General features: G+C 66.4%; 27 protein-coding genes and 1 other RNA gene. 17 read left to right on the forward strand and 11 right to left on the reverse strand.

What is annotated here, in order from left to right; genetic code table 11:
• Positions 1 to 12: 12 nt before the first annotated feature.
• Positions 13 to 648 (forward strand): inorganic diphosphatase, encoded by a 636-nt coding sequence (locus ACTT2I_RS06175; RefSeq protein WP_421099547.1) that lies wholly within the window; start codon positions 13 to 15, stop codon positions 646 to 648.
• Positions 649 to 732: 84 nt separating this feature from the next.
• On the opposite strand, the gene ACTT2I_RS06180 is transcribed toward ACTT2I_RS06175, so the two are convergent.
• Together ACTT2I_RS06180 and ACTT2I_RS06185 are read right to left on the reverse strand one after the other, a co-directional pair.
• Positions 733 to 1,059 carry a hypothetical protein gene (locus tag ACTT2I_RS06180; protein WP_421099546.1) on the reverse strand — a complete coding sequence of 109 codons (327 nt, stop codon included), beginning with the start codon at positions 1,057 to 1,059 and terminating at the stop codon, positions 733 to 735.
• Between the two features lie 112 nt (positions 1,060 to 1,171).
• Complete coding sequence (locus ACTT2I_RS06185; protein WP_421099545.1) at positions 1,172 to 1,801, reverse strand: superoxide dismutase; 630 nt, start codon at positions 1,799 to 1,801, stop codon at positions 1,172 to 1,174.
• A gap of 217 nt (positions 1,802 to 2,018) precedes the next feature.
• Between ACTT2I_RS06185 and ACTT2I_RS06190 the strand changes: the two genes are divergently transcribed.
• Together ACTT2I_RS06190 and ACTT2I_RS06195 are read left to right on the forward strand one after the other, a co-directional pair.
• Positions 2,019 to 3,434: a cryptochrome/photolyase family protein gene (locus ACTT2I_RS06190; RefSeq protein WP_088432185.1), complete on the forward strand. Its 1,416-nt coding sequence runs from the start codon at positions 2,019 to 2,021 to the stop codon at positions 3,432 to 3,434.
• 151 nt (positions 3,435 to 3,585) lie between these two features.
• A complete protein-coding gene (locus tag ACTT2I_RS06195) occupies positions 3,586 to 4,281 on the forward strand; it encodes an OmpA family protein (RefSeq protein WP_088432184.1) in 696 nt (231 codons plus the stop codon).
• A gap of 217 nt (positions 4,282 to 4,498) precedes the next feature.
• Here the strand turns inward: ACTT2I_RS06195 and ACTT2I_RS06200 are convergent, their stop codons facing one another.
• Entirely contained in the window at positions 4,499 to 5,521 is a 1,023-nt protein-coding gene (locus tag ACTT2I_RS06200; protein WP_019183226.1) for a LysR family transcriptional regulator, read from the reverse strand.
• Positions 5,522 to 5,888: 367 nt separating this feature from the next.
• Between ACTT2I_RS06200 and ACTT2I_RS06205 the strand changes: the two genes are divergently transcribed.
• The 6 genes from ACTT2I_RS06205 (at position 5,889) to ACTT2I_RS06230 (ending at position 13,917) form a co-directional block, all read left to right on the forward strand.
• Positions 5,889 to 6,662, forward strand: a complete 774-nt coding sequence (locus ACTT2I_RS06205) for an SDR family NAD(P)-dependent oxidoreductase (protein ID WP_088432182.1) — start codon at positions 5,889 to 5,891, stop codon at positions 6,660 to 6,662.
• 90 nt (positions 6,663 to 6,752) lie between these two features.
• Positions 6,753 to 7,964 carry an efflux RND transporter periplasmic adaptor subunit gene (locus tag ACTT2I_RS06210; protein ID WP_421099544.1) on the forward strand — a complete coding sequence of 404 codons (1,212 nt, stop codon included), beginning with the start codon at positions 6,753 to 6,755 and terminating at the stop codon, positions 7,962 to 7,964.
• A gap of 160 nt (positions 7,965 to 8,124) precedes the next feature.
• Positions 8,125 to 11,295, forward strand: coding sequence for an efflux RND transporter permease subunit (locus ACTT2I_RS06215; RefSeq protein WP_088432180.1), 3,171 nt, complete (start codon positions 8,125 to 8,127; stop codon positions 11,293 to 11,295).
• Positions 11,296 to 11,320: 25 nt separating this feature from the next.
• A complete protein-coding gene (locus tag ACTT2I_RS06220; protein ID WP_421099543.1) occupies positions 11,321 to 12,058 on the forward strand; it encodes an SDR family oxidoreductase in 738 nt (245 codons plus the stop codon).
• Entirely contained in the window at positions 12,052 to 13,482 is a 1,431-nt protein-coding gene (locus ACTT2I_RS06225) for an efflux transporter outer membrane subunit (RefSeq protein ID WP_293980682.1), read from the forward strand. Before ACTT2I_RS06220 ends, ACTT2I_RS06225 begins: the two co-directional genes overlap by 7 nt.
• A gap of 213 nt (positions 13,483 to 13,695) precedes the next feature.
• The gene (locus tag ACTT2I_RS06230; RefSeq protein ID WP_088433170.1) at positions 13,696 to 13,917 is read left to right on the forward strand and encodes a hypothetical protein; all 222 of its coding nucleotides are present in this window, start codon (positions 13,696 to 13,698) and stop codon (positions 13,915 to 13,917) included.
• Positions 13,918 to 13,998: 81 nt separating this feature from the next.
• Here the strand turns inward: ACTT2I_RS06230 and ACTT2I_RS06235 are convergent, their stop codons facing one another.
• Positions 13,999 to 14,871, reverse strand: a complete 873-nt coding sequence (locus ACTT2I_RS06235; RefSeq protein WP_443096812.1) for an endonuclease/exonuclease/phosphatase family protein — start codon at positions 14,869 to 14,871, stop codon at positions 13,999 to 14,001.
• A 183-nt stretch (positions 14,872 to 15,054) separates the two neighbouring features.
• Between ACTT2I_RS06235 and ACTT2I_RS06240 the strand changes: the two genes are divergently transcribed.
• The gene (locus tag ACTT2I_RS06240; protein WP_421099541.1) at positions 15,055 to 15,636 is read left to right on the forward strand and encodes a GNAT family N-acetyltransferase; all 582 of its coding nucleotides are present in this window, start codon (positions 15,055 to 15,057) and stop codon (positions 15,634 to 15,636) included.
• Here ACTT2I_RS06240 and ACTT2I_RS06245 read toward each other — a convergent pair.
• Together ACTT2I_RS06245 and ACTT2I_RS06250 are read right to left on the reverse strand one after the other, a co-directional pair.
• Positions 15,605 to 16,273, reverse strand: coding sequence for a hypothetical protein (locus ACTT2I_RS06245; protein WP_293980688.1), 669 nt, complete (start codon positions 16,271 to 16,273; stop codon positions 15,605 to 15,607). The two genes, ACTT2I_RS06240 and ACTT2I_RS06245, sit on opposite strands and share 32 nt — an antisense overlap.
• A 55-nt stretch (positions 16,274 to 16,328) precedes the next feature.
• Positions 16,329 to 16,739 (reverse strand): g-type lysozyme inhibitor, encoded by a 411-nt coding sequence (locus ACTT2I_RS06250; protein ID WP_293980690.1) that lies wholly within the window; start codon positions 16,737 to 16,739, stop codon positions 16,329 to 16,331.
• A 270-nt stretch (positions 16,740 to 17,009) separates the two neighbouring features.
• Between ACTT2I_RS06250 and ACTT2I_RS06255 the strand changes: the two genes are divergently transcribed.
• Together ACTT2I_RS06255 and ACTT2I_RS06260 are read left to right on the forward strand one after the other, a co-directional pair.
• Positions 17,010 to 17,180, forward strand: a complete 171-nt coding sequence (locus ACTT2I_RS06255; protein WP_172407503.1) for a hypothetical protein — start codon at positions 17,010 to 17,012, stop codon at positions 17,178 to 17,180.
• 129 nt (positions 17,181 to 17,309) lie between these two features.
• On the forward strand, positions 17,310 to 17,645 hold the full coding sequence (locus ACTT2I_RS06260; RefSeq protein WP_421099540.1) for a hypothetical protein: 336 nt from the start codon (positions 17,310 to 17,312) through the stop codon (positions 17,643 to 17,645).
• A gap of 3 nt (positions 17,646 to 17,648) precedes the next feature.
• On the opposite strand, the gene ACTT2I_RS06265 is transcribed toward ACTT2I_RS06260, so the two are convergent.
• Positions 17,649 to 17,918 (reverse strand): hypothetical protein, encoded by a 270-nt coding sequence (locus tag ACTT2I_RS06265; protein ID WP_421099539.1) that lies wholly within the window; start codon positions 17,916 to 17,918, stop codon positions 17,649 to 17,651.
• A gap of 213 nt (positions 17,919 to 18,131) precedes the next feature.
• Between ACTT2I_RS06265 and ACTT2I_RS06270 the strand changes: the two genes are divergently transcribed.
• From ACTT2I_RS06270 to ACTT2I_RS06285, 4 genes are all read left to right on the forward strand, one after another.
• Positions 18,132 to 19,637 (forward strand): MFS transporter, encoded by a 1,506-nt coding sequence (locus tag ACTT2I_RS06270; protein WP_443096813.1) that lies wholly within the window; start codon positions 18,132 to 18,134, stop codon positions 19,635 to 19,637.
• A gap of 4 nt (positions 19,638 to 19,641) precedes the next feature.
• Positions 19,642 to 20,193, forward strand: a complete 552-nt coding sequence (locus tag ACTT2I_RS06275) for a TetR/AcrR family transcriptional regulator (protein ID WP_421099537.1) — start codon at positions 19,642 to 19,644, stop codon at positions 20,191 to 20,193.
• A 55-nt stretch (positions 20,194 to 20,248) separates the two neighbouring features.
• Positions 20,249 to 20,560 carry a hypothetical protein gene (locus ACTT2I_RS06280; RefSeq protein ID WP_421099536.1) on the forward strand — a complete coding sequence of 104 codons (312 nt, stop codon included), beginning with the start codon at positions 20,249 to 20,251 and terminating at the stop codon, positions 20,558 to 20,560.
• A 97-nt stretch (positions 20,561 to 20,657) separates the two neighbouring features.
• Positions 20,658 to 21,500: an alpha/beta hydrolase gene (locus tag ACTT2I_RS06285; protein WP_421099535.1), complete on the forward strand. Its 843-nt coding sequence runs from the start codon at positions 20,658 to 20,660 to the stop codon at positions 21,498 to 21,500.
• Positions 21,501 to 21,590: 90 nt separating this feature from the next.
• Here ACTT2I_RS06285 and ssrA read toward each other — a convergent pair.
• Positions 21,591 to 21,993, reverse strand: a transfer-messenger RNA (tmRNA) gene (ssrA, locus tag ACTT2I_RS06290).
• Positions 21,994 to 22,100: 107 nt separating this feature from the next.
• A complete protein-coding gene (locus ACTT2I_RS06295) occupies positions 22,101 to 22,454 on the reverse strand; it encodes a hypothetical protein (protein ID WP_421099534.1) in 354 nt (117 codons plus the stop codon).
• Positions 22,455 to 22,620: 166 nt separating this feature from the next.
• Between ACTT2I_RS06295 and ACTT2I_RS06300 the strand changes: the two genes are divergently transcribed.
• On the forward strand, positions 22,621 to 23,370 hold the full coding sequence (locus tag ACTT2I_RS06300; RefSeq protein ID WP_421099533.1) for a hypothetical protein: 750 nt from the start codon (positions 22,621 to 22,623) through the stop codon (positions 23,368 to 23,370).
• A 19-nt stretch (positions 23,371 to 23,389) separates the two neighbouring features.
• Here the strand turns inward: ACTT2I_RS06300 and ACTT2I_RS06305 are convergent, their stop codons facing one another.
• Both ACTT2I_RS06305 and smpB read right to left on the reverse strand, forming a co-directional pair.
• Positions 23,390 to 23,818: a GNAT family N-acetyltransferase gene (locus tag ACTT2I_RS06305; protein WP_421099532.1), complete on the reverse strand. Its 429-nt coding sequence runs from the start codon at positions 23,816 to 23,818 to the stop codon at positions 23,390 to 23,392.
• A complete protein-coding gene (gene smpB, locus ACTT2I_RS06310; protein ID WP_088433158.1) occupies positions 23,818 to 24,321 on the reverse strand; it encodes an SsrA-binding protein SmpB in 504 nt (167 codons plus the stop codon). The genes ACTT2I_RS06305 and smpB overlap by 1 nt, the downstream gene beginning before the upstream one ends.
• Positions 24,322 to 24,346 lie beyond the last annotated feature (25 nt).

Raw genomic sequence — 24,346 nt, forward strand, 5'->3', positions numbered from 1 at the left:
GTGGAGACCGAGATGATCCATCGCCGTTCCATCGGGCGGGCTGTGTTGGCCACGTCCCTGCTGCTGCTCACCGGTGCCGGCGTGGCCGGCAACGCGGTGCTGCACCCGTTCCTTGCCGCGCAGCCGAAGAATGCTCCGGAGGAGGTGAATCTGGCCGTGGAGATCCCGGCCGGCAGCGTCACCAAGTACGAGATCAAGGACGACGGTCTGGTGCATGTGGATCGCTTCCAGTCGATGCCGGTGGCGTACCCGGCCAACTACGGCTCGATGCCGCGCACCTTGGCGGGCGACAACGACCCGTTGGATGCGCTGGTGCTGACCCGTGAGCCGCTGCATCCCGGCGTGATCGTGCGGTTCCGCCCGATCGGCTTCCTGAAGATGGTCGATGACGGCGAGCAGGATGAAAAGGTGATCGGCGTGCCGACCGACAAGATCGACCCCACCTACGCCACCATCCGCGATCTGGACGACCTGCCGCTGATCGAACGGCAGCGCATCGAAGCCTTCTTCCGCGTCTACAAGGACCTGCCGGCCGGCCGCAATCCGGTCCAGCTCAACGGCTGGGGCAATGCCGCCGAGGCCAAGGCGCTGATCCGTGCTTCGATGCAGCGTTTCGATACGCAGCAGCGGCGCGCGAAGGGTGATTGAGGACCCAGGTGGCCGGGCAGGTGTTGATCCACCGCTTGATCGCGCTCTACAACAACGGCCTGCTCTGGTAACGCTGTCGCCCGATCACGCCCGGCTCGTACTCGCCTTGTGCAGCCGCCGCAGGAACACGCCCATCTCCTTGACCGCCTGCTTGTCGCCGTTGCGCTCGGCGACGCGGCTGCCTTCCTGCCACGCCTGTGCTGCTCCGGACGTATCGCCGGCCGCCAGGGACGCTTTGCCCAGCCATTTCCAGCCCGCCGAATAGCGCGGATCCTGTGCGACACAGTGCTGCAGATGGATGACCGCCTCCGCGGCGTTGCCCGCATCCAGCAGGGCCTTGCCCAGGCCGAAGCGCAGCAGGGCGCTGTCGCGACCACGCTCAAGCAGACGTTGCAGGGCAGGAATGTCCATTCGCTCTCGGCTCAGGCAGGGTTGAAGCGGGCAAGTGGCGGGTCCAGCACTGCAGCCCCGGACGACGTGGCGCAGTGCTGCGTGTCGACGCCCAGTCCAGCACCCGCGTCGATCAACGGCCGCCCGCGGCCTGGTAACGGCGCGCGACCTCGGTCCAGTCGATCAATTCAAAGAAGGCGGCGATGTAGTCCGGGCGGCGGTTCTGGTAGTTCAGGTAGTACGCGTGTTCCCATACATCCAGCCCGAGGATCGGGGTGCCGCCCGAGAGGCCCGCGAACTCGCCCATCAACGGGCTGTCCTGGTTCGGACTGCTTTCCACCTGCAGCTTGCCGTCCCGGTTCAACGTCAACCACGCCCAGCCACTGCCGAAGCGGGTCTGCGCGGCCTTGGTGAAGGCCTCCTTGAACGCGCCATGGCCGCCGAGGTCACGCTCGATGGCGGCGGCAACCACATTGTCCGGTTGGCCGCTGTCCGGCGTCAGGACGGTCCAGAACAGGCTGTGGTTGGCATGTCCGCCGCCGTTGTTGCGGACGGCGTTGCGCACCCCCTCGGGCAGGGACCCGATATCGGCGATCAGCGCATCGATGTCGGTGCTCTCGATGCCGGTATCGGCGAGCGCCGCATTGAGGTTGGTGATGTAGGCCTGGTGGTGCTTGGCATGATGGATTTCCATCGTGCGTGCATCGAAGTGCGGTTCGAGTGCGTCGTAGGCGTAGGGCAGGGCGGGGAGGGTGTAGGCCATGGGTATCTCCGGAAGTGCAGGTGGGGGCGGTGCAGGCACGCAGCACGGTCGTGCTTCGGCGTGGCGGCAGTGGTTCGGTGGCGCAACGATAGAACCTCAAGCGTGATTGAGGTCAAGCGCGGCGATGTGGAACAGTGCGGGCTATTCACGCGCGATCGCTGCCTCTCCTTCACCTGCACTGGCTATCATTGCCCTTCGAATCTTCCGGGGTAGTCTCGTGTCGGTAGCGTTGGTGTGGTTTCGCCGTGACCTGCGGTTGCAGGACAACCCGGCCCTGCAGGCCGCTCTGGATGCCGGCCATGTGCCGGTGCCGGTCTACATCCATGCGCCACACGAAGAAGGCGACTGGGCGCCCGGTGGCGCGTCGAACACCTGGTTGCATCGTTCGCTGGCCGCGCTCGACGCCGACCTCCGTGCGCGCGGCTCGTCGCTGGTGCTGCGCCGGGGCGATAGTCAGGCACAGCTGCGGCAGCTGATCGATCAGACCGGTGCGGTGGCGGTGTACTGGAACCGCAAGTACGAGCCGGCCACGCAGCCGCGCGATGCGAAGGTCAAACGGGAGCTGCGCGAGCAGGGCATCGAGGCCGAAAGCCACAACGGCAGCCTGATGTTCGAACCGTGGGACGTAGCGACCCAGCAGGGCGGGCCGTACAAGGTGTTCACCCCGTTCTGGCGCAATGCGCTGACCCGTCTGCAGTTGCCGGCCCCGACCCGCTTGCCCGAGCGGCTTGCCGCGCACAGCGCCAGTGGCGAGAGTCTCGACACGCTTGGCCTGGCACCGTCGATTCCGTGGGACCGACAGTTCTGGGACCATTGGCAACCGGGCGAGGCGGGCGCGCACGAGGCGCTGACCGTCTTCATCGATGGGGCGCTCAACGGCTATCGCGAGCAGCGTGATCTGCCGGATCGTGTCGGTACCTCGCTTCTCTCGCCGCACCTGCATTTCGGTGAGATCGCACCATGGCAGATCGCCCGTCGGCTGCAGAGCGAACGCAGCGCCAGCCGCGACGCCGATATCGATGGCTACCTACGCGAGCTCGGCTGGCGCGAATTTTCCTACCACCTGCTGCATCACTTCCCGCAGACCCCGGACCACAATCTCAACCCGCGCTTCGATCAGTTCCAGTGGGCCAAACCGGATCCGGCGGCATTGAAAGCGTGGCAACAGGGGCGTACCGGCATCCCGATCGTCGATGCCGGCCTGCGCGAGCTGTGGGCGACCGGTTACATGCACAACCGCGTCCGGATGATCGTCGCCAGCTACCTGTGCAAGCACATGCGCCAGCACTGGCGCGAAGGTGCGCGCTGGTTCTGGGACACGCTGGTCGATGCGGATCTGGCCAACAACACCATGGGCTGGCAGTGGGTCGCCGGCACCGGTGCGGATGCGGCGCCATACTTCCGGATCTTCAACCCGGTGACCCAGTCGCAGAAGTTCGACCCGCAGGCGCGCTACATCACGCGATGGGTGCCTGAACTGGAGGCGCTGCCGTTGAAAGCGCGCTTCGCACCGTGGCAATCGCCGCAACTGCTGGCCGCGCACGCGCCGGGCTATCCCACGTTGCCGCTGGTGGATCTGAGCGAGGGGCGCGATGCCGCGTTGGCGGCGTATCGGCACACTGGCGGGGCGTGACGCGCATCCCGAACCGGTCGGTTTCACCGTAACCGTTTACCTGAACAGGGAGCTGCCGAGCGGTCCATTCATCATGCCGGCATCGCGTTGGGCTGTTTATGCTCTTCACGGCCCGCACGCCGGCGCCGTCCGGTAACCAAGGAGAAACCTCATGATTCGACCCGCAACCCGCAACGTGGCCCTGGCCCTGATGACTGCTGCCGCCCTGACGGCCTGCGCCACCGGTGGCTCCTACGTGCAGAGTGACCAGTACGGCAACCCCGTCGAACAGCAGAACCGCACCGGCCGCAACGCCCTGATCGGCACTGCCGTCGGCGTCGCCGCCGGCCTGCTCAGCGGGAACAGCGCCACCGAGCGCCGCCAGCACGCCATGATCGGTGCCGGTATCGGCGCACTCAGCGGCGCGGCCGTCGGCCAGTACCAGGACCGTCAGGAACGCGCGCTGCGCGAACGTACCGCCAACACCGGTATCGACGTCTCCCGCAATGGCGACAACCTGGTCCTGAACCTGCCGGACGGCATTACCTTCGATTTCGGCAAGTCCACGCTGAAGCCGCAGTTCTACAGCTCGCTCAACGGCGTGGCCAGCACGCTGGCCGAGTACAACCAGACCATGATCGAAGTGGTCGGCCACACCGACAGCATCGGCAGCGATGCAGTCAACAACCGCCTCTCCAAGGAACGTGCCGATTCGGTCGCCGCCTACCTGGCGGGGCAGGGTGTGCAGCGCGCCCGCATCGAAACCCTCGGTGCCGGCAAGGCCTACCCGATTGCCGACAACAACACCGATGCCGGCCGCGCGCAGAACCGCCGCGTCGAAATACGTGTGATTCCGTTGCAGCAATAACAGCGCGTCAGCGCGCTGTTATTGGGTGTTGCGTGCCACAGGTTCGCAACACAAAAATGCCGCCCTTACAGGCGGCATTTTTTGTAGGTACCGGCCGTTGGCCGGTACGCCCTGAACAATTCCGTCCACGCGCGCACCCGCAACGCCAACATGACAACGCCGCCCGAGAGCGACGTTGTCGTTCATACGGCACTGCGCGGATGAAGCATCCTCAGGATCAACCCGCAGTCACCGTCTCCAGAATCCGCTTCCCGGTCGCCTGCAACTCGGTTTCCACCTGGGTCTGCTGCTGCTTGGCCAGCTTCGCGGCCGGGCACTGGGCCAGCATGTAGTTGGCGTCGAAATTCATCTTCTCGACCAGGAAATCGACGAACGCGCGCACCTTCGGCGAGACCAGCCGGCCGCCGGCGAACACCGCGTTGAAGTCCACTTCCGGCCCGGTCCAACCGGCCAGCACGCGGCGCACCATGCCCGATTCGACAAAGGGCTTGGCCATCACGTCACCGGTCAGCAGCAGGCCCTCGCCACACACCAACGCACCGTTCAACGCAGAGGGATCATTGGCCACCAGCAGCGGATTCACCGGGAAATCCAGTAGTTCGCCGCCGTTTTCGCCCAACTGCCAGAAGAACCGGTTGTTGTTGAGGTTGCGGGCCTTGCGCATCGCCAGGATGCGGTGGAACTGCAGTTCATCCGGGTGCAGCGGCTCGCCATAGCGTTCGATGTAGGCCGGGCTGGCAAACACCTGGGTGCGCAGGCTGCCGAGCTTGCGCGCCACCAGGTTGGAGTCGGGCAGGGTGCCCACGCGCAGCGCCAGATCGGCCTCACCGGCGATCAGATCCAGCTTCTCGTTGCCCAGGTGCATGTCCAGCTGGATTTCCGGGTACTGCGCATGGAACTGACCCAGCAGCGGCGCGATCCAGGTGATGCCGATCGAATAGGGCACGGTGAAGCGCAGCCAGCCGCGCGGGCCGGACTGCAGCTGGTTGACCGCGCCTTCGGCTTCCTCCAACTCGCGTGCGATGCGCTGGCAATGCTCGTGATAGACCGAGCCGGCTTCGGTGAGGCCGAGGCGGCGGGTGGTCCGGTGCAGCAGGCGCGCGCCGAGGCGCGTTTCCAGTTCCTGCACTTTGCGGCTGACCGTCGTCTTGGGTAGCCCCAGTGCAGTGGCGGCGGCGATGAAACTGCCTTGCTCGACCACTTTGACGAAGATCAGCGTGTCGTTGAGATCGTGGGCCATGACGGGATCCAAAGTCGGGGGAGGGAAAGAGTGCCGCAAATGATTGTGCCGGGCACGGGATGATTATTCCCCTAAATCCGGACTAATCAAGGGGGAGTTTGAGGACTAATCTGGCGCCATTCCAGATATGAAGGACGACAACCATGTGGTTGCGGAACATTCTTGGCCGCCTGCGTAGCGGCCCCAACGCCCCGCTGGACCTCGCGATGACCGTGGAGGCCCGTCCGGGTTCCTTGTCCCGTAAGGCTTTCCGGGAATTCACCCCGCCTGCCAACATGCAGCGCGGTGGCACTCTGCGGCTGGGCGCCCGCAATGGCGACCGACTGGGTCGAATTGGGATTATCCCGGCGACGGGAGTGAAAGTCCCATGAATGGGACATTGGCCCCCGAGGTGCTGGTGCTCGGTGGCACCGGCAGCGTGGGCCAGGGCATCGTGGCGGCCTTGCTGGAGGCCGGCAGCCCCGTGCTGGTGGTTGGCCGCGACCCCGGCCGGCTGGCTGCGCTGCAGGAGCAGTTCGCCGACGAGCCCGGCCTGGAAGTCCTGCTGGGTTCGTTGGGCGATGACGGCTCGGCACGCACCGTGGCCGAGCGCATCGGCGGCCGTCCCCGTGCGCTGGCCGCGGTGGTGGATGCGATGGGCGGCCCGTACAACCGTGGGCGGGTGACCGACCGCAGCGGCGACGCATTGCTGCAGGCGTTGCAGGCCGACGTGATGCCGCACGTGCACGCCGGTCGCCATCTGCTGCCGCTGGTGCGCGGTGGCGCGCAGGCGCGGCGTTACGTACTGGTCGGCGGCCCGGCCGGCTTCAAACCGTGGGCCGGGCATGGCGAGTCGTCCATCACCATGTCGGCCACGCGCATGTACGCGCAGGTGCTGCACCAGGAAGCCCAGGCGCTGGGCGTGCGCGCGCAGATGCTGGAAGTGTGCGACCCGGTGTGTACCCCGGCCAATGCGGCCAAGGCCTGCATCGAATGGCCGAGCGCGCTGCTGGTCGGCCGCCGTGTTGTCTCGCTGCTCGACAACTGCACCGACAACCGCGCCATCGTGCGCTGCGATGCGCGCGATGCCGAACTGCCGCGCGGACTGCTGCACCTCGACCGCCCTCCACCGATGTCGCGCAACACGGCCGGCACGGCTTGACCTCTACCAAGGTTCAGGTCCCAGGCTACGCCCCCTCGTCGCCCCACGTTTTCGATTCTGTATCACCACCCCTACGTACGGATGCATGTCATGACTTCCAACTCCTCCCCGCAACGTTTCACCCGACGGCTGGCCATGGCCGGCGTTTCGATCCTTGCCGCCGCAGTGCTGACCGCCTGCAGTGGCAGCCACGCTGAAGAAGCCGGCATGCCGCCGCCGCCGTCGGTCAGTGCCGCGCCGGTGCTGGTCAAGCAGGTCAGCCAGTGGGACGACTTCAGTGGCCGCGTCGAAGCGGTCGAAAGCGTTGAGCTGCGTCCGCGCGTCTCCGGCTATATCGACAAGGTCAACTATGTCGAAGGCCAGGAGGTCAAGAAGGGCGATGTGCTGTTCACCATCGACGCACGCAGTTACCGCGCCGAGCTGGACCGCGCCACCGCCGAGCTCAACCGCGCGCGCACCCAGGCCCAGGTGAGCCGCAGCGAAGCCGACCGTGCCCGCCGCCTGTCCGATCAGCAGGCGATCTCCACCGAAACCTGGGAACAGCGTCGTGCCGTTTCCGAGCAGGCGTTGGCGCAGGTGCAGGCCGCACAGGCCGCTGTCGACGCGGCGCGCTTGAACATGGAGTTCACCCAGGTGCGTGCCCCGATCAACGGCCGTGCAGGCCGCGCGATGGTCACCGCCGGCAACCTCGTCACCGCCGGCGACAGCGCCAGCGTGCTGACCACGCTGGTCTCGCTGGACAAGGTGCACGTCTACTTCGATGCCGATGAAGGCACCTTCCTGCGTTACGCCCAGATGGCCCGCAAGGGTGAACGGCCGAGCGAGCGCGACAGCGAACTGCCGGTAAAGGTCGGCCTGTCCGGTGAGGATGGCTACCCGCACGAAGGCAAGGTCGACTTCCTGGACAACCAGGTGACCCGCAGCACCGGCACCATCCGGGTCCGCGCGCTGCTGGACAACGGCGACCGCGCGTTCACTCCGGGCCTGTTCGCCCGCGTGCAGCTGCTCGGCAGCGGCCAGTTCCAAGCCATGCTGATCGACGACAAGGCCGTGCTGACCGACCAGGACCGCAAGTTCGTCTACGTGGTCGACAAGGACAACAAGGCACAGCGTCGCGATATCCAGCTCGGCCGCAATGCCGACGGCCTGCGCATCGTCGAGCAGGGCCTGAAGGCCGGTGACCGCGTGATCATCGACGGCGTGCAGAAAGTCTTCATGCCCGGCATGCCGGTCCAGGCCAAGGCTGTTGCGATGCAGCCGGTTGCCGCACCGGTAGCCGCGCCGGCGGTTGCAAAGAATTGAAGGGCAGCCGACTGACCGTCGGTTCTACATAGCAGCCGACCAACGGTCGGCTCTACCGTGACTGCCATCGCCCCGTGCAGGGGAACCCGCCACCGCTGTCGCCTGCGACAGCGGCCGGGGTCGTGCACGCCGGCGCTGGTGAAACCCCAGGAATCCACCCATGGACTTTTCCCGTTTTTTCATTGACAGGCCGATCTTCGCGGCGGTGCTGTCGATCGTGATCTTCGCCGCCGGCCTGATCGCGATCCCGATGCTGCCGATCAGCGAGTACCCCGAAGTGGTGCCGCCCTCGGTGGTGGTGCGCACGGTGTACCCGGGCGCCAACCCCAAGGTGATCGCTGAAACCGTGGCCACGCCGCTGGAAGAAGCGATCAACGGCGTGGAGGACATGATGTACATCAAGTCCGTCGCCGGCTCTGACGGCGTGCTGCAGATGACCGTGACCTTCCGCCCGGGTACCGATCCGGACGAAGCCGCGGTCAAGGTGCAGAACCGTGTCGCCCAGGCGCAGGCGCGCCTGCCCGAAGACGTGCGCCGCCAGGGTGTTTCCACCCAGAAGCAGTCGCCGACCTTCCTGATGGTGGTCCACCTGACCTCGCCGGATGGCAAGTACGACTCGCTGTACCTGCGCAACTACGCCCGCCTGCACGTCAAGGACGCGCTGGCACGCCTGCAGGGCGTCGGCGATGCGCAGATGTTCGGTGGTGGCGACTACGCCATGCGTGCGTGGCTGGACCCGGACAAGATCGCCGCGCGCGGCCTGACCGCCAGCGACGTGGTGCGTGCGATGCGCGAGCAGAACGTGCAGGTCTCTGCCGGCCAGCTCGGTGCCGAGCCGATGCCGAGCAGCGACTTCCTGACCCTGATCAATGCGCAGGGCCGCCTGCGTAGCGAACAGGAATTCCGCGACATCGTGCTCAAGGCCGGTGACGACGGTGAAGTGGTGCGCCTGTCCGATGTCGCCCGCCTGGAACTGGGCGCCGGTGACTACACGCTGCGCTCGCAGCTGGATGGCAAGAACGCGGTCGGTATCGGTATCTTCCAGGCCCCCGGTGCGAACGCGCTGGAGATCCGCGACTCGGTCATCCACACCATGGATGAGTTGACCAAGCAGTTCCCGCCGGGCGTGAAATACGAAGCGGTGTATGACACCACCATCTTCGTGCGTGACTCGGTCAAGGCCGTGGTGTCCACGCTGCTGGAAGCGATCGCGCTGGTGGTGCTGGTGGTGATCCTGTTCCTGCAGACCTGGCGCGCCTCGATCATTCCGCTGATCGCCGTGCCGGTGTCCATCGTGGGTACGTTCGCGGCGCTGTACGTGCTCGGCTTCTCGATCAACACCTTGACCCTGTTCGGGCTGGTGCTGGCGATCGGCATCGTGGTCGATGACGCGATCGTAGTGGTGGAGAACGTCGAACGAAACATTGAAGAAGGCCTGACCCCGCTTGCCGCGGCCCACCAGGCGATGCGCGAAGTGTCCGGCCCGATCGTGGCGATCGCGCTGGTGCTGTGCGCCGTGTTCGTGCCGATGGCGTTCCTGTCCGGCGTGACCGGTGCGTTCTACAAACAGTTCGCCGTCACCATCGCCATTTCGACCGTGATCTCGGCGATCAACTCGCTGACCCTCTCGCCGGCGCTGGCCGCACGCCTGCTCAAGCCGCATGGCGCGCCGAAGGATGGCCTGACCCGCCTGATCGATCGTCTGTTCGGCTGGATCTTCCGTCCGTTCAACCGCTTCTTCAAGACCAGCTCGGAGAAGTACCACGGTTCGGTCGGCCGCCTGCTGGGCCGTCGTGGCCTGGTGTTCGTGGTGTACGCCGGCCTGCTGCTGGCCACCGGCCTGATGTTCAAGGCGGTGCCGGCCGGCTTCATCCCGACCCAGGACAAGCTGTACTTGATCGCGGGTGTGAAGCTGCCGGAAGGCTCCTCGATCGCCCGTACCGACGCCATGCTGTCCAAGGTCGCCGAGATCGCGCGCAACACCGATGGCGTGGCGCACACGATCCAGTTCCCGGGTCTGAACGCGCTGCAGTTCACCAACACGCCCAACACCGGTGTGGCGTTCGTTCCGCTCAAGCCGTTCAGTGAGCGCAAGGGCCGTACCGCCGCGCAGATCAATGCCGAGATCAACGCCAAGATCGCCGGGCTGCAGGAGGGCTTCGCGTTCTCCATGATGCCGCCGCCGATCCTCGGCCTGGGCAACGGCAACGGCTACCAGATGTTCATCCAGGACCGCGGCAACCTCGGCTACGGCGCACTGCAGACCGCGGTGAGCACGATGCAGGGTGCGGTCGCGCAGACCCCGGGCATGGCGTTCCCGATCACCAGCTACCAGGCCAACGTGCCGCAGCTGGATGCCGAAGTGGACCGCGTCAAGGCCAAGGCCCAGGGCGTGGAGCTGACCGAATTGTTCGACACGCTGCAGACCTACCTGGGCTCGGCGTACGTGAACGACTTCAACCAGTTCGGTCGTACCTGGCAGGTGATCGCCCAGGCCGACGGCCAGTTCCGTGACAGCGTGGAAGACATCGGTCGCCTGCGCACCCGCAACAACCGTGGCGAGATGGTGCCGATCGGCTCGATGGTCACCGTGAAGCAGACCTACGGCCCGGACCCGGTGCTGCGCTTCAACGGTTACCCGGCGGCCGATCTGGCCGGCGAAGCCGACCCGCGCATGCTGTCCTCGGCCGAAGCCATGACCAAGCTGACCGAAATCGCCGGCAAGGTGCTGCCGGTGGGCATGCAGACCGAGTGGACCGACCTGAGCTACCAGCAGGCCACCCAGGGCAAGGCCGCCTTCATCGTGTTCCCGGTGGCGATCCTGCTGGCGTTCCTGGTGCTGGCCGCGCTGTATGAAAGCTGGTCGCTGCCGCTGGCGGTGATCCTGATTGTCCCCATGACCCTGCTGTCGGCGTTGTTCGGCGTATGGCTGACCGGTGGCGACAACAACGTGTTCGTGCAGGTCGGCCTGGTGGTGCTGATGGGCCTGGCATGCAAGAACGCCATCCTGATCGTCGAGTTCGCCCGCGAACTGGAAATGGGCGGCAAGGGCATCGTGGAGGCTGCACTGGAAGCGTGCCGTCTGCGTCTGCGCCCGATCGTGATGACCTCCATCGCGTTCATCGCCGGCACCATCCCGCTGGTGATCTCGCATGGCGCCGGTGCGGAAGTCCGCTCGGTAACCGGTATTACGGTGTTCGCCGGCATGCTGGGCGTCACCCTGTTCGGCCTGTTCCTGACCCCGGTGTTCTACGTGGCCCTGCGCAAGTTCGTCAGCCGTAACGGCGGCGGGCAGCTGGTGACCCACGGCGAACCGACCATCCACCATTGATTCCTTCCCCCGCGAGGTTTTTCACATGAATACCGCTACCCAAAAGATCGCCCTGGTCACCGGTGCCACCCGCGGCATCGGCCTGGAAACCGTCCGTCAGCTGGCCCAGGCCGGTGTGCATACGCTGCTGGCCGGGCGCAAGCGTGACATTGCCGTGGCCGAGGCGCTGAAGCTGCAGGCCGAGGGCCTGCCGGTCGAAGCGATCCAGCTCGACGTGGGCGATGCCGACAGCATCGCCGCGGCGGTGCAGACCGTGACCGAGCGTCACGGCCGCCTGGACATCCTGGTCAACAACGCCGGCATCCTGCTCGACGACCCCAAGCTGGCGCCGTCGGCGCAGACCCTGCAGACCTGGCGCGATACCTTCGACACCAACGTGTTCGCGGTGATTGCCGTCACCCAGGCCTTCCTGCCGCTGCTCAACGCCTCGTCGGCCGGCCGCATCGTCAACGTCTCCAGCATCCTGGGCTCGCTGACCCTGCACAGCCAGCCGGGCTCGCCGATCTACGGTTTCGCCGTGCCGGCCTACAACGCCTCCAAGAGCGCAGTGAATGCGTGGACCGTGCAGCTCGCCTACGAGCTGCGCGACAGCACCACCAAGGTCAACACCGTGCATCCGGGCTATGTCAAAACCGACATGAACGGTGGTGAAGGCGAGATCGAAATCAGCGAAGGCGCACGCTCGAGCGTCGACATGGCGCTGATCGATGCCGATGGCCCCAATGGCAGCTTCACCTACCTCGGTGAGGTGCTGCCATGGTGATGCGCCTGTTGACCGTGGCCGTGACCAGCGCACTGCTGGCCGGCTGCGTCAGCGTCGGCCCCAACTACCAGGCGCCACCGGCCGAGCCGGTGACCCTGCAGGGCGCCGCCGCGCCGGTGTTCACCACCACCTCGCCGGTGGCGAGCTGGTGGGCCCAGTTCGACGATCCGGTCCTGGAGCAGCTGGTGCATGAGGCACTGGGCACCAACCTGGACCTGCGCATCGCGATGTCGCGCGTGCGCGAGGCCCGCGCGGTGTTCGTCGAGCAGCGCCTGGACCAGTTGCCGCACGTCACCAGCGGCGGCAGCTATGACCGCCGCAAGCAGCCCGATGCCACGGTGGGGGGCGAGCGCGTGTTCAGCGAGACCTACCAGCTCGGCTTCGATGCGGGCTGGGAGCTGGATCTGTTCGGTCGCCAGCGCCGTGCCGCCGAAGCGGCGCGCGCGGACCTGGGCGCCGAGCAGGACAACCTTGCCGATGCCCAGGTCACCGTCGCTGCGGAAGTGGCCCGCAACTACTTCGAACTGCGCGGTACCCAGAAGCGCATCGCGGTGGCCAAGCGCACCCTGGTCAATCTGCGCGACACCCAGAAGCTCACCGAAACCCGGTGGGAACTGGGCGCGGGCAGCGAACTGGACGTGCAGAGCAGCCGTGCGCGCCTGAAGGCGATCGAGGCCGACATCCCGCTGCTGGAAGTGGCTGAGGTGCAGTCGCGGCATCGTCTGGCCGTGCTGCTGGGCCAGCGCCCGGACGCATTGGACAGCCTGCTGCAGCCGCGCGAGATGCGGCCGTACGCCAAGGCGCTGCCGTTGGGTGACACCACCGATCTGCTGCGCCAGCGCGCCGACGTGCGCGTGGCCGAGCGTCGGCTGGCGGCAGCCACCGCACGCGTTGGCGTGGCCACCGCGGACCTGTTCCCGCGGATCAGCCTGAGTGGCTTCGTCGGCTTCCTGTCCGGCGATGCCAGCGGTCTGGTCAACGGCAGCAACAAGGCGTGGTCGGTGACCCCGTCGATCAGCTGGGCCGCGTTCGATTTCGGCACGGTCAAAGCCCGTCTGCGCGCCAGCAAGGCGCAGGCCGACGGTGCCGCGGCCGAGTACGAAAAGGCCGTGCTGCTGGCGCTGGAAGACACCGAGAACGCACTGACGCGGTATGCCAAGCAGCAGGCCCGCCTGGCGATCGTCGCCGAGCAGGCCCAGGCGGCGGGGCGCGCAGAGGAACTGGCGCAGATCCGCTTCCGCGAGGGGTCGGAAGACTTCCTGACCCTGCTGGATGCGCAACGCACCCAGCTTGCCGCGGATGACGCGCTGGCCGAGGCCGAATCCACGGTCAACGTCAGCGTGGTCGGTGTGTACAAGGCCTTGGGTGGCTGGGGCCAGCAGCAGGATGCGGCGAACACCCCGGTGGCGGTCACGCAGCGCTGACCGGGCGAGGGTCAGGGGGGGCGGCGAGGTCGCCGCCTCCCCTCGAAGAATGGGCAACAGCCGTCACATCCGTTGCGCAGTGCGTCGCGGTTGACGGCTTTGCCTCTGCACGGTCTCCGCACACGGTGCTAAAAGCGTGGGTTGTTCTCTGGAGTGGCCCGCATGCAACCCAATCAGTGGCGTCCCGTCCGTCCGCCTGTGCAGGACCCGGGTATGGGGTCCGGCGCGGGACTTTCGCGTGGCGTGATCGCATTGCTGCTGGTGGCGATCATCGCGGTCGCCATGGGATTCTGTTGCCTCACTGAAGGCCTGTTCGAGATCGGCCTGATCGCCACCGGTGTGTTCATCGCCATCGGCGCGCGGATCTGCCAGGCACGCGAGCAGCACCAGGCGCTGTACCGGCTGTTGCAGAAGATCGATGAGCGGCAGCCGTGATCCGGATGCTGGAAGCGCAGGGCCGCGGTGCGGCCATGCGCAGGCGATGGACGGTGCGCTGACCGCCCATCGCGCGCCGGCTTACCTGCCGGCCGGCGTTGGCGCGGGGAACCGCAGTTCGGCCTGCACCGGGTAGTGATCGGAGGGCAGCACGCCACCCGGCTTCTGGTCCAGTGTGCTGAAGCGGTCCACGGTGAAACCGCGCACCAGGATCCAGTCCAGTTCCACCGTCGGCTTACCGGTGAAATCGTGGAAGGTCAGGCGCGGGCCATCGACCTTGCCGGCGAGTTTGCGTGCATCGCCCAACGCGGCGGTGAAGGCCTTGTAGGTGTCGCTGCCGGGCTCACTGTTGAAATCCCCGGTGACCACCACCGGGATATCCTGGGGCAGCGTTGCCAGCCGCGAGACGATCAGCTTCGCACCGAGCACGCGGCGCGGCTCGTCTTCATCGCGGTAGGGCAGGTGGGTGTTGAACAGATAGAAGCGCTGGCCGTCGGCCTGACGCTGGAACAGTGCCCAGGTCACCATGCGCGGGAACAGGTTGCCCCAGGTGATGCTGCCCGGCACATCGGGCGTATCGGAGAGCCAGAAGTCGCCCGACTCGAGCACCTTCAGGCGCGCGCTGTCGTACAGCACGCCCATGTGTTCATCACCGTTGCCACCGCGACGGTCCCTGCCGAACAGGGTGTAGCCCGGCAAGTGCGCGACCAGGTAATCGCCCTGTTTCTGCACCAGCTCCTGGGTGCCGATCACCTCGGGCTTCTGCTCACGGATCAGCGTGACCATCGCATCGCGGCGGTCTTCCCAGCGCTTGCCCGGGTCGGTATCGGCCGGCGTGCGCACGTTGAACGACATTACTTTCAATGCGTCCGGCGCCTGCGCCCAGGCGCTGCCCAGCGGGCCGGCGAACATCATCAGGGCCAGCAGCGCGGGCCGGTGGAAACGAGACAGCATGTGGAATCCCTCCATTCCATGAAAACGTTCCCAAAGGGTCGCATGGAAGGGCAGGGAAAGGATATGCGGGACATGGCGGTTGATCGGGGAGCGGCGGGGCGGACCCCATGAAGTGTGCGCCTGCATGCTTGTACACGCCGCTCGTGTTCGCTTGAATGGCGGTACGCCTCGCTGGAGATCGCTGTGACCCCGTCGCCTGTTGCCTTGCCGTCCGCCGGTGTCCCCGGTGTCTCCCTGCGCTGGCTGCGGCCCGAAGACGCGCACGCGTGGTATGCGGTATTGCGCCTGCCCGAAGTGACCGCCCAGACCAGCTGGTCGCTGTCCTCGGCCGAGGATCTGCTGCCGATCCTGGAGGCCTGCGGCGACGATGCGTCCGCATCGCAGGTCCGCTTGGCCATCATCGACGCCCAGGGTGTGCTGGCAGGCAGCATCGGTTTCCACAGCATCAACGTGCAGCACGGAACGGCCGAGATCGCCTACGAGCTTGCACCGCACCACTGGCGGCGCGGCATCGCCAGTGCCGTGTGCAACGGAGTGGTTGCGTGGGCGTGGCGACAGTTCGGCTGGCAGCGGATCCAGGCCTCGGTACTGGATACCAATGTCGCCTCGGCGGGTGTACTTCGCCGCTGTGGCTTCGAGCATGAGGGGCGGCTGCGCCGGTACCGTCGGGTGGCGGGCGTGTCGCGCGATTTCGACCTCTATTCGCGCCTTCCGGACGCGTCCACCGACGCACTCAATTCGACAGCAGGATCATCCCGATCGTGATGTTGATGAGTGACCCCAACACCAGCACCCACACGGTGGACAGGATCGTGTTCAGCCAGGAACGTTGAAGCGCGACCTTCAGCCATCCGGCCTGCACCACCGCATACCAGAGCGCGGCGATCACCCCCACCGTGATGCCCAGTGTGGTCGACAGCTGGCCCGGCAGCCGCACGAACACCATGCTGGTGGACAGCGCCACCGCAAACGGTGCGGTCAGATAGCACTGCATGAAGAAGGGGCGTCGCAGCGACTCGCGGGTCATCGGCACGTGCTTGCGTCGCAACAGGTGCGTGGTGGTCACCAGTGGCCAGATCGCAAAGGTGATCGAGCGGTACAGCAGCAGGCTTTCTTCGTTGCCGAACACCGAGCGCGACAGCGCCCCGGTGCCGACCACCTGCTGGTGCAGCATCAGCTCGACCCCGTGCGCGACCAGCACCGCCAGCATCAGGAACATCGGCGGGCTGATCGCATCGTCGAACTGGCGCTCCAGCTTTTCCTTCAGCTCGGTATCCACGTACTGCGCCATCCGGCGCGGATGCACGACCACGCGGTACAGCGTGCGCGGGAAGAACAGGAACCAGGTACACAGCTCGTAGAGAAACTCTTCCAGCGACCGCAGCAGTTTGAGGAAGTCCATCCCGGGGCCCTTGCGTGGACGAAGCCGACACCCCCGAGCATACCCGGGGCGGGGCTCAGCGGATGGCGACGGTCAGGCTGTGCGGTGCCTTCTCGCCACGGCGCGCCTGCGCACGCATCTGATAGACCTGCACCACATAGGTGCCGGTGGTTGGCAGCGTGCCACTCCAGCGCCGCTTCTCGTCGTTGCTGCCCAGCGCCTCGCCCTGGCCCGGCGTCACGCCTGGCGCGAAGACATTGAAGTTGGCGTTCGGGCTGCCGTCGATCGTCACCGCCATGGTCTGGCCGGCACGCGCGGCGATCGTGTAGCGCACGGTGTCATATCCGGACAACGTGCCACGCAGGGTGGCGCTGCTTGCGCCCTTGGTGAAGTGAACGGGGGTGGTGGTGACCTTGTCCGCCGCGGTGGCCAGCATCGGCGTCAGGGCGAGCAGGGAGGTCAGCAGCAGCGAGCGGAGCGGCGTCATGGCAAGTCCTCGGTCGGGCCCGGCAAGGGCGGTTCGTGCCGAGCATGAGCGCGCCGGCATCAAGGGATTGTCGATGCGCTGCAGATCACGGCTGACGGCAGTGAACGCACTTTGCTCTATCGGGGACGTTTTCCGCTGCGTTCTGAATTGTTTACGCAGGTGCCCGGCGCGTGCATGGCCGCACGTCCGCCACGCACGCATGGGTAACGCAGGCAGGCCTAGCGTGGATTCACCGGCACCACTTCGATGCCGAACACCGGAGATACGGCAATGGCCAACACCCCGAACCCGCAGCAGGGTCAGAACGATCCGCAGCGCAACACCCCGCAGCAGGGCCAGCAGGACCAGCAGGATCAGCGCGACCGCGATGCCCAGAAGCAGCAGCAACAGCAGGACCAGCAGGGCCAGCGCCAAGGCCAGCAGAACGATCAGGAAGAATAAGACCACGCGGTACGCATCGTGGGCCCGGCCGATCTGGCCGGGCCTTTGCGCGTCATGGCGAACCACAACGCTTCAGCTGTCGTCGGCCGCCTGGCAGCACCGCCCCGGCTTACCGGCTACCATAGCCACATGAGTATTCCTCTTCCGGACAGCAGCGTTCCCCGCCTGCTGGGCTTCGACGTTCCGACGCTGCAGACCATTGTCGACCATGGTGCGGACGAGGCGATCGTGGCCATGCTCGATGTCGCGCCCGATGCGCACTGGTTGAAACTGTTCGACGAACGCGTTGCCGCGCTCCAAGGCGAACTCGGCCTGGCCGGCGTCGAACTGGACGGGACCTCGATCCTGTTCTTCGGCTCCATCGCCGACAGCCGCCGCCTGGCCACCGCCATATCGGCGCTGATCAATGGGATCAACATGGAAGTCGCCGGACACAACGCGCCTCTCCGTCCGCCGGCACCGTAGCCTTCACGAATCAATGCGTGAGGCGTGCAGCCGCAGCACCTCGTTGCGTCCTGGCTCGGCCAGGCCATACGGCGAAGGGCAGGCGCCGCGTATCTCGGTGACCCACATCACCATCATGCCCACGATCCGATTGGCGTCGCCTGGCCACTGCGCGACCAGCCGGTCGTGGATACCGTCATAGACCGCCCATCGCTCGGCCGCCGATCTGCCGCGCGTCCAGCACTGCTCCAACTCGGCGTGTGCCTGCCGAAATGCCTCTTTCTGTCCGTCCATAGCAATCCCCGACACCGTGCATACCGGGCTGTCGCGCCTGCCCGGGTGAGCCCCCTGCCATCTGAACAACGCCAGTTGGCCGGGGAACCGGCCATCGGTGCAGTGCGCACGGCATCGCCCGACGCACGCTGAACACCGCCAGGACGGGGTCGATCAAACCAAACAGGACATCCTGTATAGTTACGACCCCCGCTCAATGCATGCGTTGCCCTCATGACCCCCACCAAGACCCAGCGCTGGAGCCTGCTGCTCACCGTGGCTGCCGGCCTGTTGCTGATCACGCTCGACAATTCGGTGCTGTACACCGCCTTGCCCACCTTGACCGCCGAACTGGGGGCCACGCCGCTGCAGGGCCTTTGGATCATCAACGCCTATCCGCTGGTGATGGCCGGGCTGCTGCTCGGTGCGGGCACCCTCGGCGACCGGCTGGGACACCGGCGGATGTTCCTGATCGGCCTGGTGATCTTCGGCATCGCCTCGCTGCTGGCCGCGTTCGCCCCGGATGCCAACCTGCTCATCGCCGCGCGTGCGCTGCTCGCGGTGGGTGCCGCGGCGATGATGCCGGCCACCCTGGCGCTGATCAGCCTGACCTTCGACGACGAACGCGAGCGCAATCTGGCGATCGCGGTGTGGGGGTGTATCTCCATCATCGGCAGCGCGATCGGCCCGATCGTCGGTGGCGTCCTGTTGGCGCACTTCTGGTGGGGCTCGGTGTTCCTGATCAATGTCCCGATCGTGCTGCTGGCCATGGCCGGTGCGGTGCTGTTTGCGCCGCATGGCCGGCCCGATGCCAGCAAGCCGTGGGATCTGATTTCCTCGCTGCTTAGCCTGGTTGCCTTGTCCGGACTGGTGGTGGCGATCAAGGAGATCGCGCATGCGCCGCCGAACGGGCCGCTGGCCGCGGGCGCGGGGCTGGTCTTCGTGGTCGGTCTGGTGCTGTTCCTGCGTCGCCAGCGTCGTCTGCCGTATCCCATGCTCGATGTGGCGATCTTCCGCAATGCGCCGTTCCTGGCCGGTGTGCTGTCGGCGGCCTTTGCGATGTTCGCCATCGCCGGCCTGCAGTTGCTGACCACGCAGCGCTTCCAGCTGGTGGCCGACTACACGCCGCTGCAGGCCGGCCTGCTGGTGTCGGTGGTGGCGCTCGGCTGCCTGCCCAGCGCAATCTTTGGCGGCGCGTTCCTGCACCGCGTCGGGCTGCTGCCGCTGATCACCGGCGGACTCGGCACAGGCACCGTTGGCGTGCTGCTGGTGGCGGTGACGTTCGGCAGCGACCTGGGCTGGACCATTGCCGGGCTGCTGCTCACCGGGCTGGGCATGGGCGCGACCATTTCGGTGGCCTCCACCGCGATCATCGGCAACGTGCCGCCACACCGCGCCGGCATGGCGTCCTCGGTGGAGGAGGTGTCCTATGAGTTCGGCAGCCTGTTCGCCGTCTCGCTGCTGGGCAGCTTGATCGCCGCGCTGTACTCGGCCACCGTCACGCTGCCGGCCGGTGTGGACGCTGCGGCGGGCGAGAGCATCCAGCAGGCGTTCGCCCTGGCCGCGCAGCCCGGTGCGGATGCAGGCTGGCTCCGTGCCGCCGCCAGCGCCTACGATGCCAGCTATGTCTGGATACTGTATGTGATCGCCGCTGTGTTGCTGCTCGGTACCGTCGTCACCGGCGTGCTGCTGCGCCGCCACGGCCCCGGCACCGCCACCACCGTCTCCCACGCCCACTGAGCCCATGCGCCCCAGCAACCGAACCAACATCCTCGACGCCGCCGTCCGCGTGATCGAACGCGACGGCATCACCGCACTGACCTTCGAGGCGGTCGCCACCGAATCCGGCATCGCCCGGGGCGGGCTGCTGTATCACTTCCCCTCGCGCGACGCGCTGCTGCAGGGCATCCACCAGCACCTGGCCGGGACGTGGGAGGCGAGCCTGATCCAGGTGGCCGGCAAGCCCGCTGAGGCCGCCGAGGCGACCGAGCGCTACCAGGCGTACGCATTGACCTGTGCGCAGACCGCTACCCGCGCCGAACTGCAGCTGATGTTCGACGCGGCGGCGACCGACGAGAACGTGCAGCCCTGGGCGACCGTGGCCGAGCGCTGGTCGCCGCCGACCCCGCATGACCTGAGCGACCCGGCCGCGCTGGACCTGTTCATCGCCAAACTCGCCGCCGATGGCCTGTGGGTGTTCGAAGCGCTGTCGCGCTCGCGCCTGGCGCCGGAGGTGGGGCAGGCCATCGCCGACCGCCTGGCGCAGATGATTGCCGCCGCTTCAAAGACAACGTGATGCCCGCCATGCGGGTAACCTTGGCGGTTCACTTCTTCAACGACGGGTCCGCCTGATGGATTACCAGCTTGTGATCAAGTTCTGGCGCAAATCGCTGGACGATGAGGCGTTCCTGGCCACGCTGGAGGCCGAGCTGACCGCCGCGCTCGGCAAGGCGGCGACGCTGGACGGCTATGACCTCAGCGCGAAAGAGATCAACCTTTTCATGTTCACGGCAGATCCGCGCCCGACGTTCCGGAAGACCAAGGATGTGCTGGAGGCGATGGGGGTGCTGCACAGTGTGTCGGCAGCATACCGGCTGGTGGGTGGCGCGCAGTTCACCTCGGTGTGGCCGCTGCGGATGGCGCGGAAATTCACGTTGCCGTGAGGCACGCGTATCGATCCGGGCGATTCAGCCACGCCAGTCGAAACGATTCCGGCGGTGCGGCGGTTATGCTCGCTGCCTGCCCTTGATGGATCGCGCCATGCGCCAGTTCTTGCTGTCCCTGTTGCTGCTTACCGGTTCCGTTGCACCCTCGCTGGCCGCCGAGCCGGCCCTGTCCGCACCCACCTCGCCGCTGGTCATCGGTGAAACGTTCACCGTGCACTCCGCGGCGCTGGGTGAAACCCGCCGCATCAACGTGTACCGCCCGCAGCCCTGGGGATTGGACCCGAAGGCGCCGCTCCCGGTCATCTACATGCCCGACGGCGGTATCGCCGAGGATTTCCTGCACGTGGCGGGGCTGGTGCAGGTGCTGTCCGGCAACGGCAGCATCCGGCCGTTCCTGCTGGTCGGCATCGAGAACACCGAGCGCCGCCGTGACATGACCGGTCCCAGCAGCGACCCAGAAGACCGGAAGATCGCCCCGCGCATCGGCGGGTCAGCTGCGTACCGGGCGTTCCTGCGCGACGAACTGATGCCGGAAGTGCGCCAGCGCTATGCGACCACCGACGAGCGGGCGCTGATCGGAGAATCGCTGGCGGGTCTGTTCGTGGTGGAGACGCTGCTGCAGGAACCCACGCTGTTCAACAGCTATATCGCGCTCGACCCCAGCCTGTGGTGGAACCGGGGGCAGTTGCTGGCCGATGCACCGAAGCAACTGGCGGCCGCCCGCCAGGCGCAGCCGCGGGTGTTCCTGGCAAGCAGTGGCCAGCCGCAACTGGCAGCCAGCACGCTGCAGTTCTCGGCACTGTTGCAGCAGGCCTCCCCCTCGCTGCTGGTGAAGTACCAGCCGATGCCGGACGAGACCCACGCCACGATCTATCACCCGGCGGCCCTGCAGGCGTTGCGTACGATGTTCCCGGCGCCCGTGCCTGCCTCGCCCTGAGCAGCGGTGGAGCGGCAGACAACAAAAAAGCCGGAACCCCTTGTTTGACGGGAGGTTCCGGCTTTCTGTGGTCCTTGTGGGACCGTCTAATGGTGGAGGTGGGCGGAATTGAACCGCCGTCCGAAGGCACTCCATCCCCGGTACTACATGCTTAGCTCACCGTTGAATCTCATCCTGTGGCAGCACGGTGTGCAAAGCGCACCCCAGGACCAGCCTGCTTTAGTTAAGTCGTGACTGACAGGCAGCCATCACAACCGGTTCCGTGATAATGACCCTACACCTACGAGCACGGGCACAAGTAGGTTCGGGGGTTCGCCTAAGGCGGCTGTAGAACTAAACGCTAAAGCTGTTTTTAGGCAGCGATTGCGAAGTCGTTCGAACCGTAGTTGTCGTCGTTGGCAACTAAAAGTTTGCTGCTGGATTAACGAGGAAAGCTGCCCCCTCGGCATGCACCAAGTAACTTCACAACCCCCGTCGAAACCAATGCACCCCCGGTTTCTTCAAGAACCGCACTTCATCCGGAAAACAGCGCCGAACGTCTACTTGACGGAATGGATGCTACTCCAATCCAGCTGAACAGTCACCTTGCCCGCCAAGGACTTACTTCTGCAGCTGGCGGCGGCTGTCGGCCTTGTGGCGGGCCTTTTCCTTCTTCAGGCGGTTGTGCTCATTGCGCACCGTCATTGCCTGCTTCTTGGCCTGCGGCTCTACCCGGGCCATCAGCGATTCCACCTGGGCGACCAGGCGGCGGTGCTCCAGAGTGTCGTAGCTCTGGGTCTCCGAGGCAGCGCGCTTGGCGTTGCGGATGAGGTAGGTCAGCACCTTGAGCAGCGCGGCCGGGTCCATGGCGCGGGCGAGTTCGTCAAAGATGAACTCCAGCGCCGCCACGTCGGCGCGCAGGGTGGTCAGTTCGTCCGCCGCCTGTGCGGGTGCCGGGGTAATTTCGAGAGTCACGCGCGGATCCTTTCCATATCAATACGGGGATTCTGACAGTTGTGCGGGGTTGGCGGGGAAAGATCGTTGTCCCGCTGGCGTCGGCGGTCAGGTGGGGCCGGCCCCCTGGAATACGGGCGGACTACAATCCGGCCCCGGAACAGCGGTCGCAGACAAGGACGAGGCGTTGAAGAAGCAGGTGTGGATTGGGGTGGCGGTGCTGTTGGCGACGGTGATCGGCGCAGCCAGCGTCTGGCTGTCGACACAGGATGCACAGGCACCGGGCGGGGCAGGGCAGGCGTACAAACCGACCGGCCCGGCGGCCAGGCCGGTGGCTGAAGCGGCGCCGCGCGCCTCGGCCAGACCGCCGCATCCCTTTCCCGATCTCCCCCGCACGCGGGAAGGCCTGGATACCCACCAGGATCCTTTCGGCACCGGGCACCCGGAGGAGTGGCGCTGGCTCGACCAGCACGGCTTCCCCAATGGCGCGCAGTGGACCCGCTATCAGCAGGCGTCCGATGCCGAACTCGACCAGGCGGCGCGGGCAGGCGACACGGTGGCGGCGACGATGCGCGATGCGCGGCGGCTGGGCGCCGATCCGAAGGCAGAAAGCCGTCTGCTGGCCGCAGCAGCGGAAGGGGACCTGTTCGCGCTGGGCCTGCTGTCGTCCTGGAAGGCGGGCGCCCGTGCGGATGGAATTCCCGAGGCCTATGCGGTATCGCGTGTGGCCGAGATGCGTGGCGACCTCACCACGGCATTGCATCGGGAAATGATGCTGGGCGCACGCCTGACCAGCGAGCAGCGCCTGCTGGCCGAGGCCGAGGCGCTGCACCTGAATCTGCATCTCAATGCGTTGTACCGCCAGAAGCACGGGGTGGATCCGCCGCCGGTGGAGATGCGCCCCTACCGGGCCGATCCGGACGATACCGCGCGCTGACCGCGCGCCGCGCAGGGCCCTACAGCCGCTTGCGCAGATACAGCCGCTGATGGCCGGGGGGAAAGTCCTGCAGCCGGCCGAATACCTCATAGCCCTGCTTGAGGTAGAACCCCTCGGCCTGCCAGGAGAAGGTATCCAGTGTCACAGCGTGGGCGCCGAGGGCGCGGGCCTGGTGTTCGGCATCGGCCAGCAGGGCCTTGCCCAGCCCCTCGCCGCGGCGGCTATCGTCCACCCACAGTGCGTGCACCATCAGCCAGCCGCCACAGACATCGGCGGCGATTCCCGCCACGACCTGGCCGGTGGCATTGTGGATTACGCGGTTGACCGGCTGATCGTCCAACGCATCGCCACTGGCGGCCTGGTTGAAAGCCAACAGGCCGGCGAACACCGCGCGGGTGTCCTCGGCGCTGGCCGGCTGGATCCCCGGTGCGGCCACCGTACGCGTCATCACGCGTCGCGGTTGTGCCGGCGCATGGTGCGCGACTTCTCGCGCGCCCAGTCGCGGTCCTTCTCGGCATCGCGCTTGTCGTGGGTCTGCTTGCCCTTGGCCAGCGCGATCTCGAGCTTGATCTTGTTCTTGCTCCAGTACATCGCGGTGGGCACGATCGTGTAGCCATCGCGCTGCACCTTGCCGATCAGCTTGTCGATCTCGCTGCGATGCAGAAGCAGCTTCCGCTCGCGACGGTCGTTGGCCACCATGTGGGAGGAGGCCTGGATCAACGGGGTGATCTGCGCACCGATCAGGTAGATCTCGCCATCACGCACATAGGCGTAGGCATCGATGATGTTGCCGCGCCCGGCGCGGATCGACTTCACCTCCCAGCCCTGCAGGGCCAGGCCGGCTTCGAAGCGATCTTCGATGTGGTACTCGTGACGGGCACGCTTGTTGAGCGCGATGGTTTTGTTGGCCGTCGCGTCCTTTGCTTTATCCTTGCCGCTGTTCTTGCTCATTTCCATATTGTCTCCGATTCGGGCC

Source organism: Stenotrophomonas sp. PUT21 (genome assembly GCF_052232875.1).
Taxonomy (GTDB): Bacteria; Pseudomonadota; Gammaproteobacteria; order Xanthomonadales; family Xanthomonadaceae; genus Stenotrophomonas; species Stenotrophomonas maltophilia_N.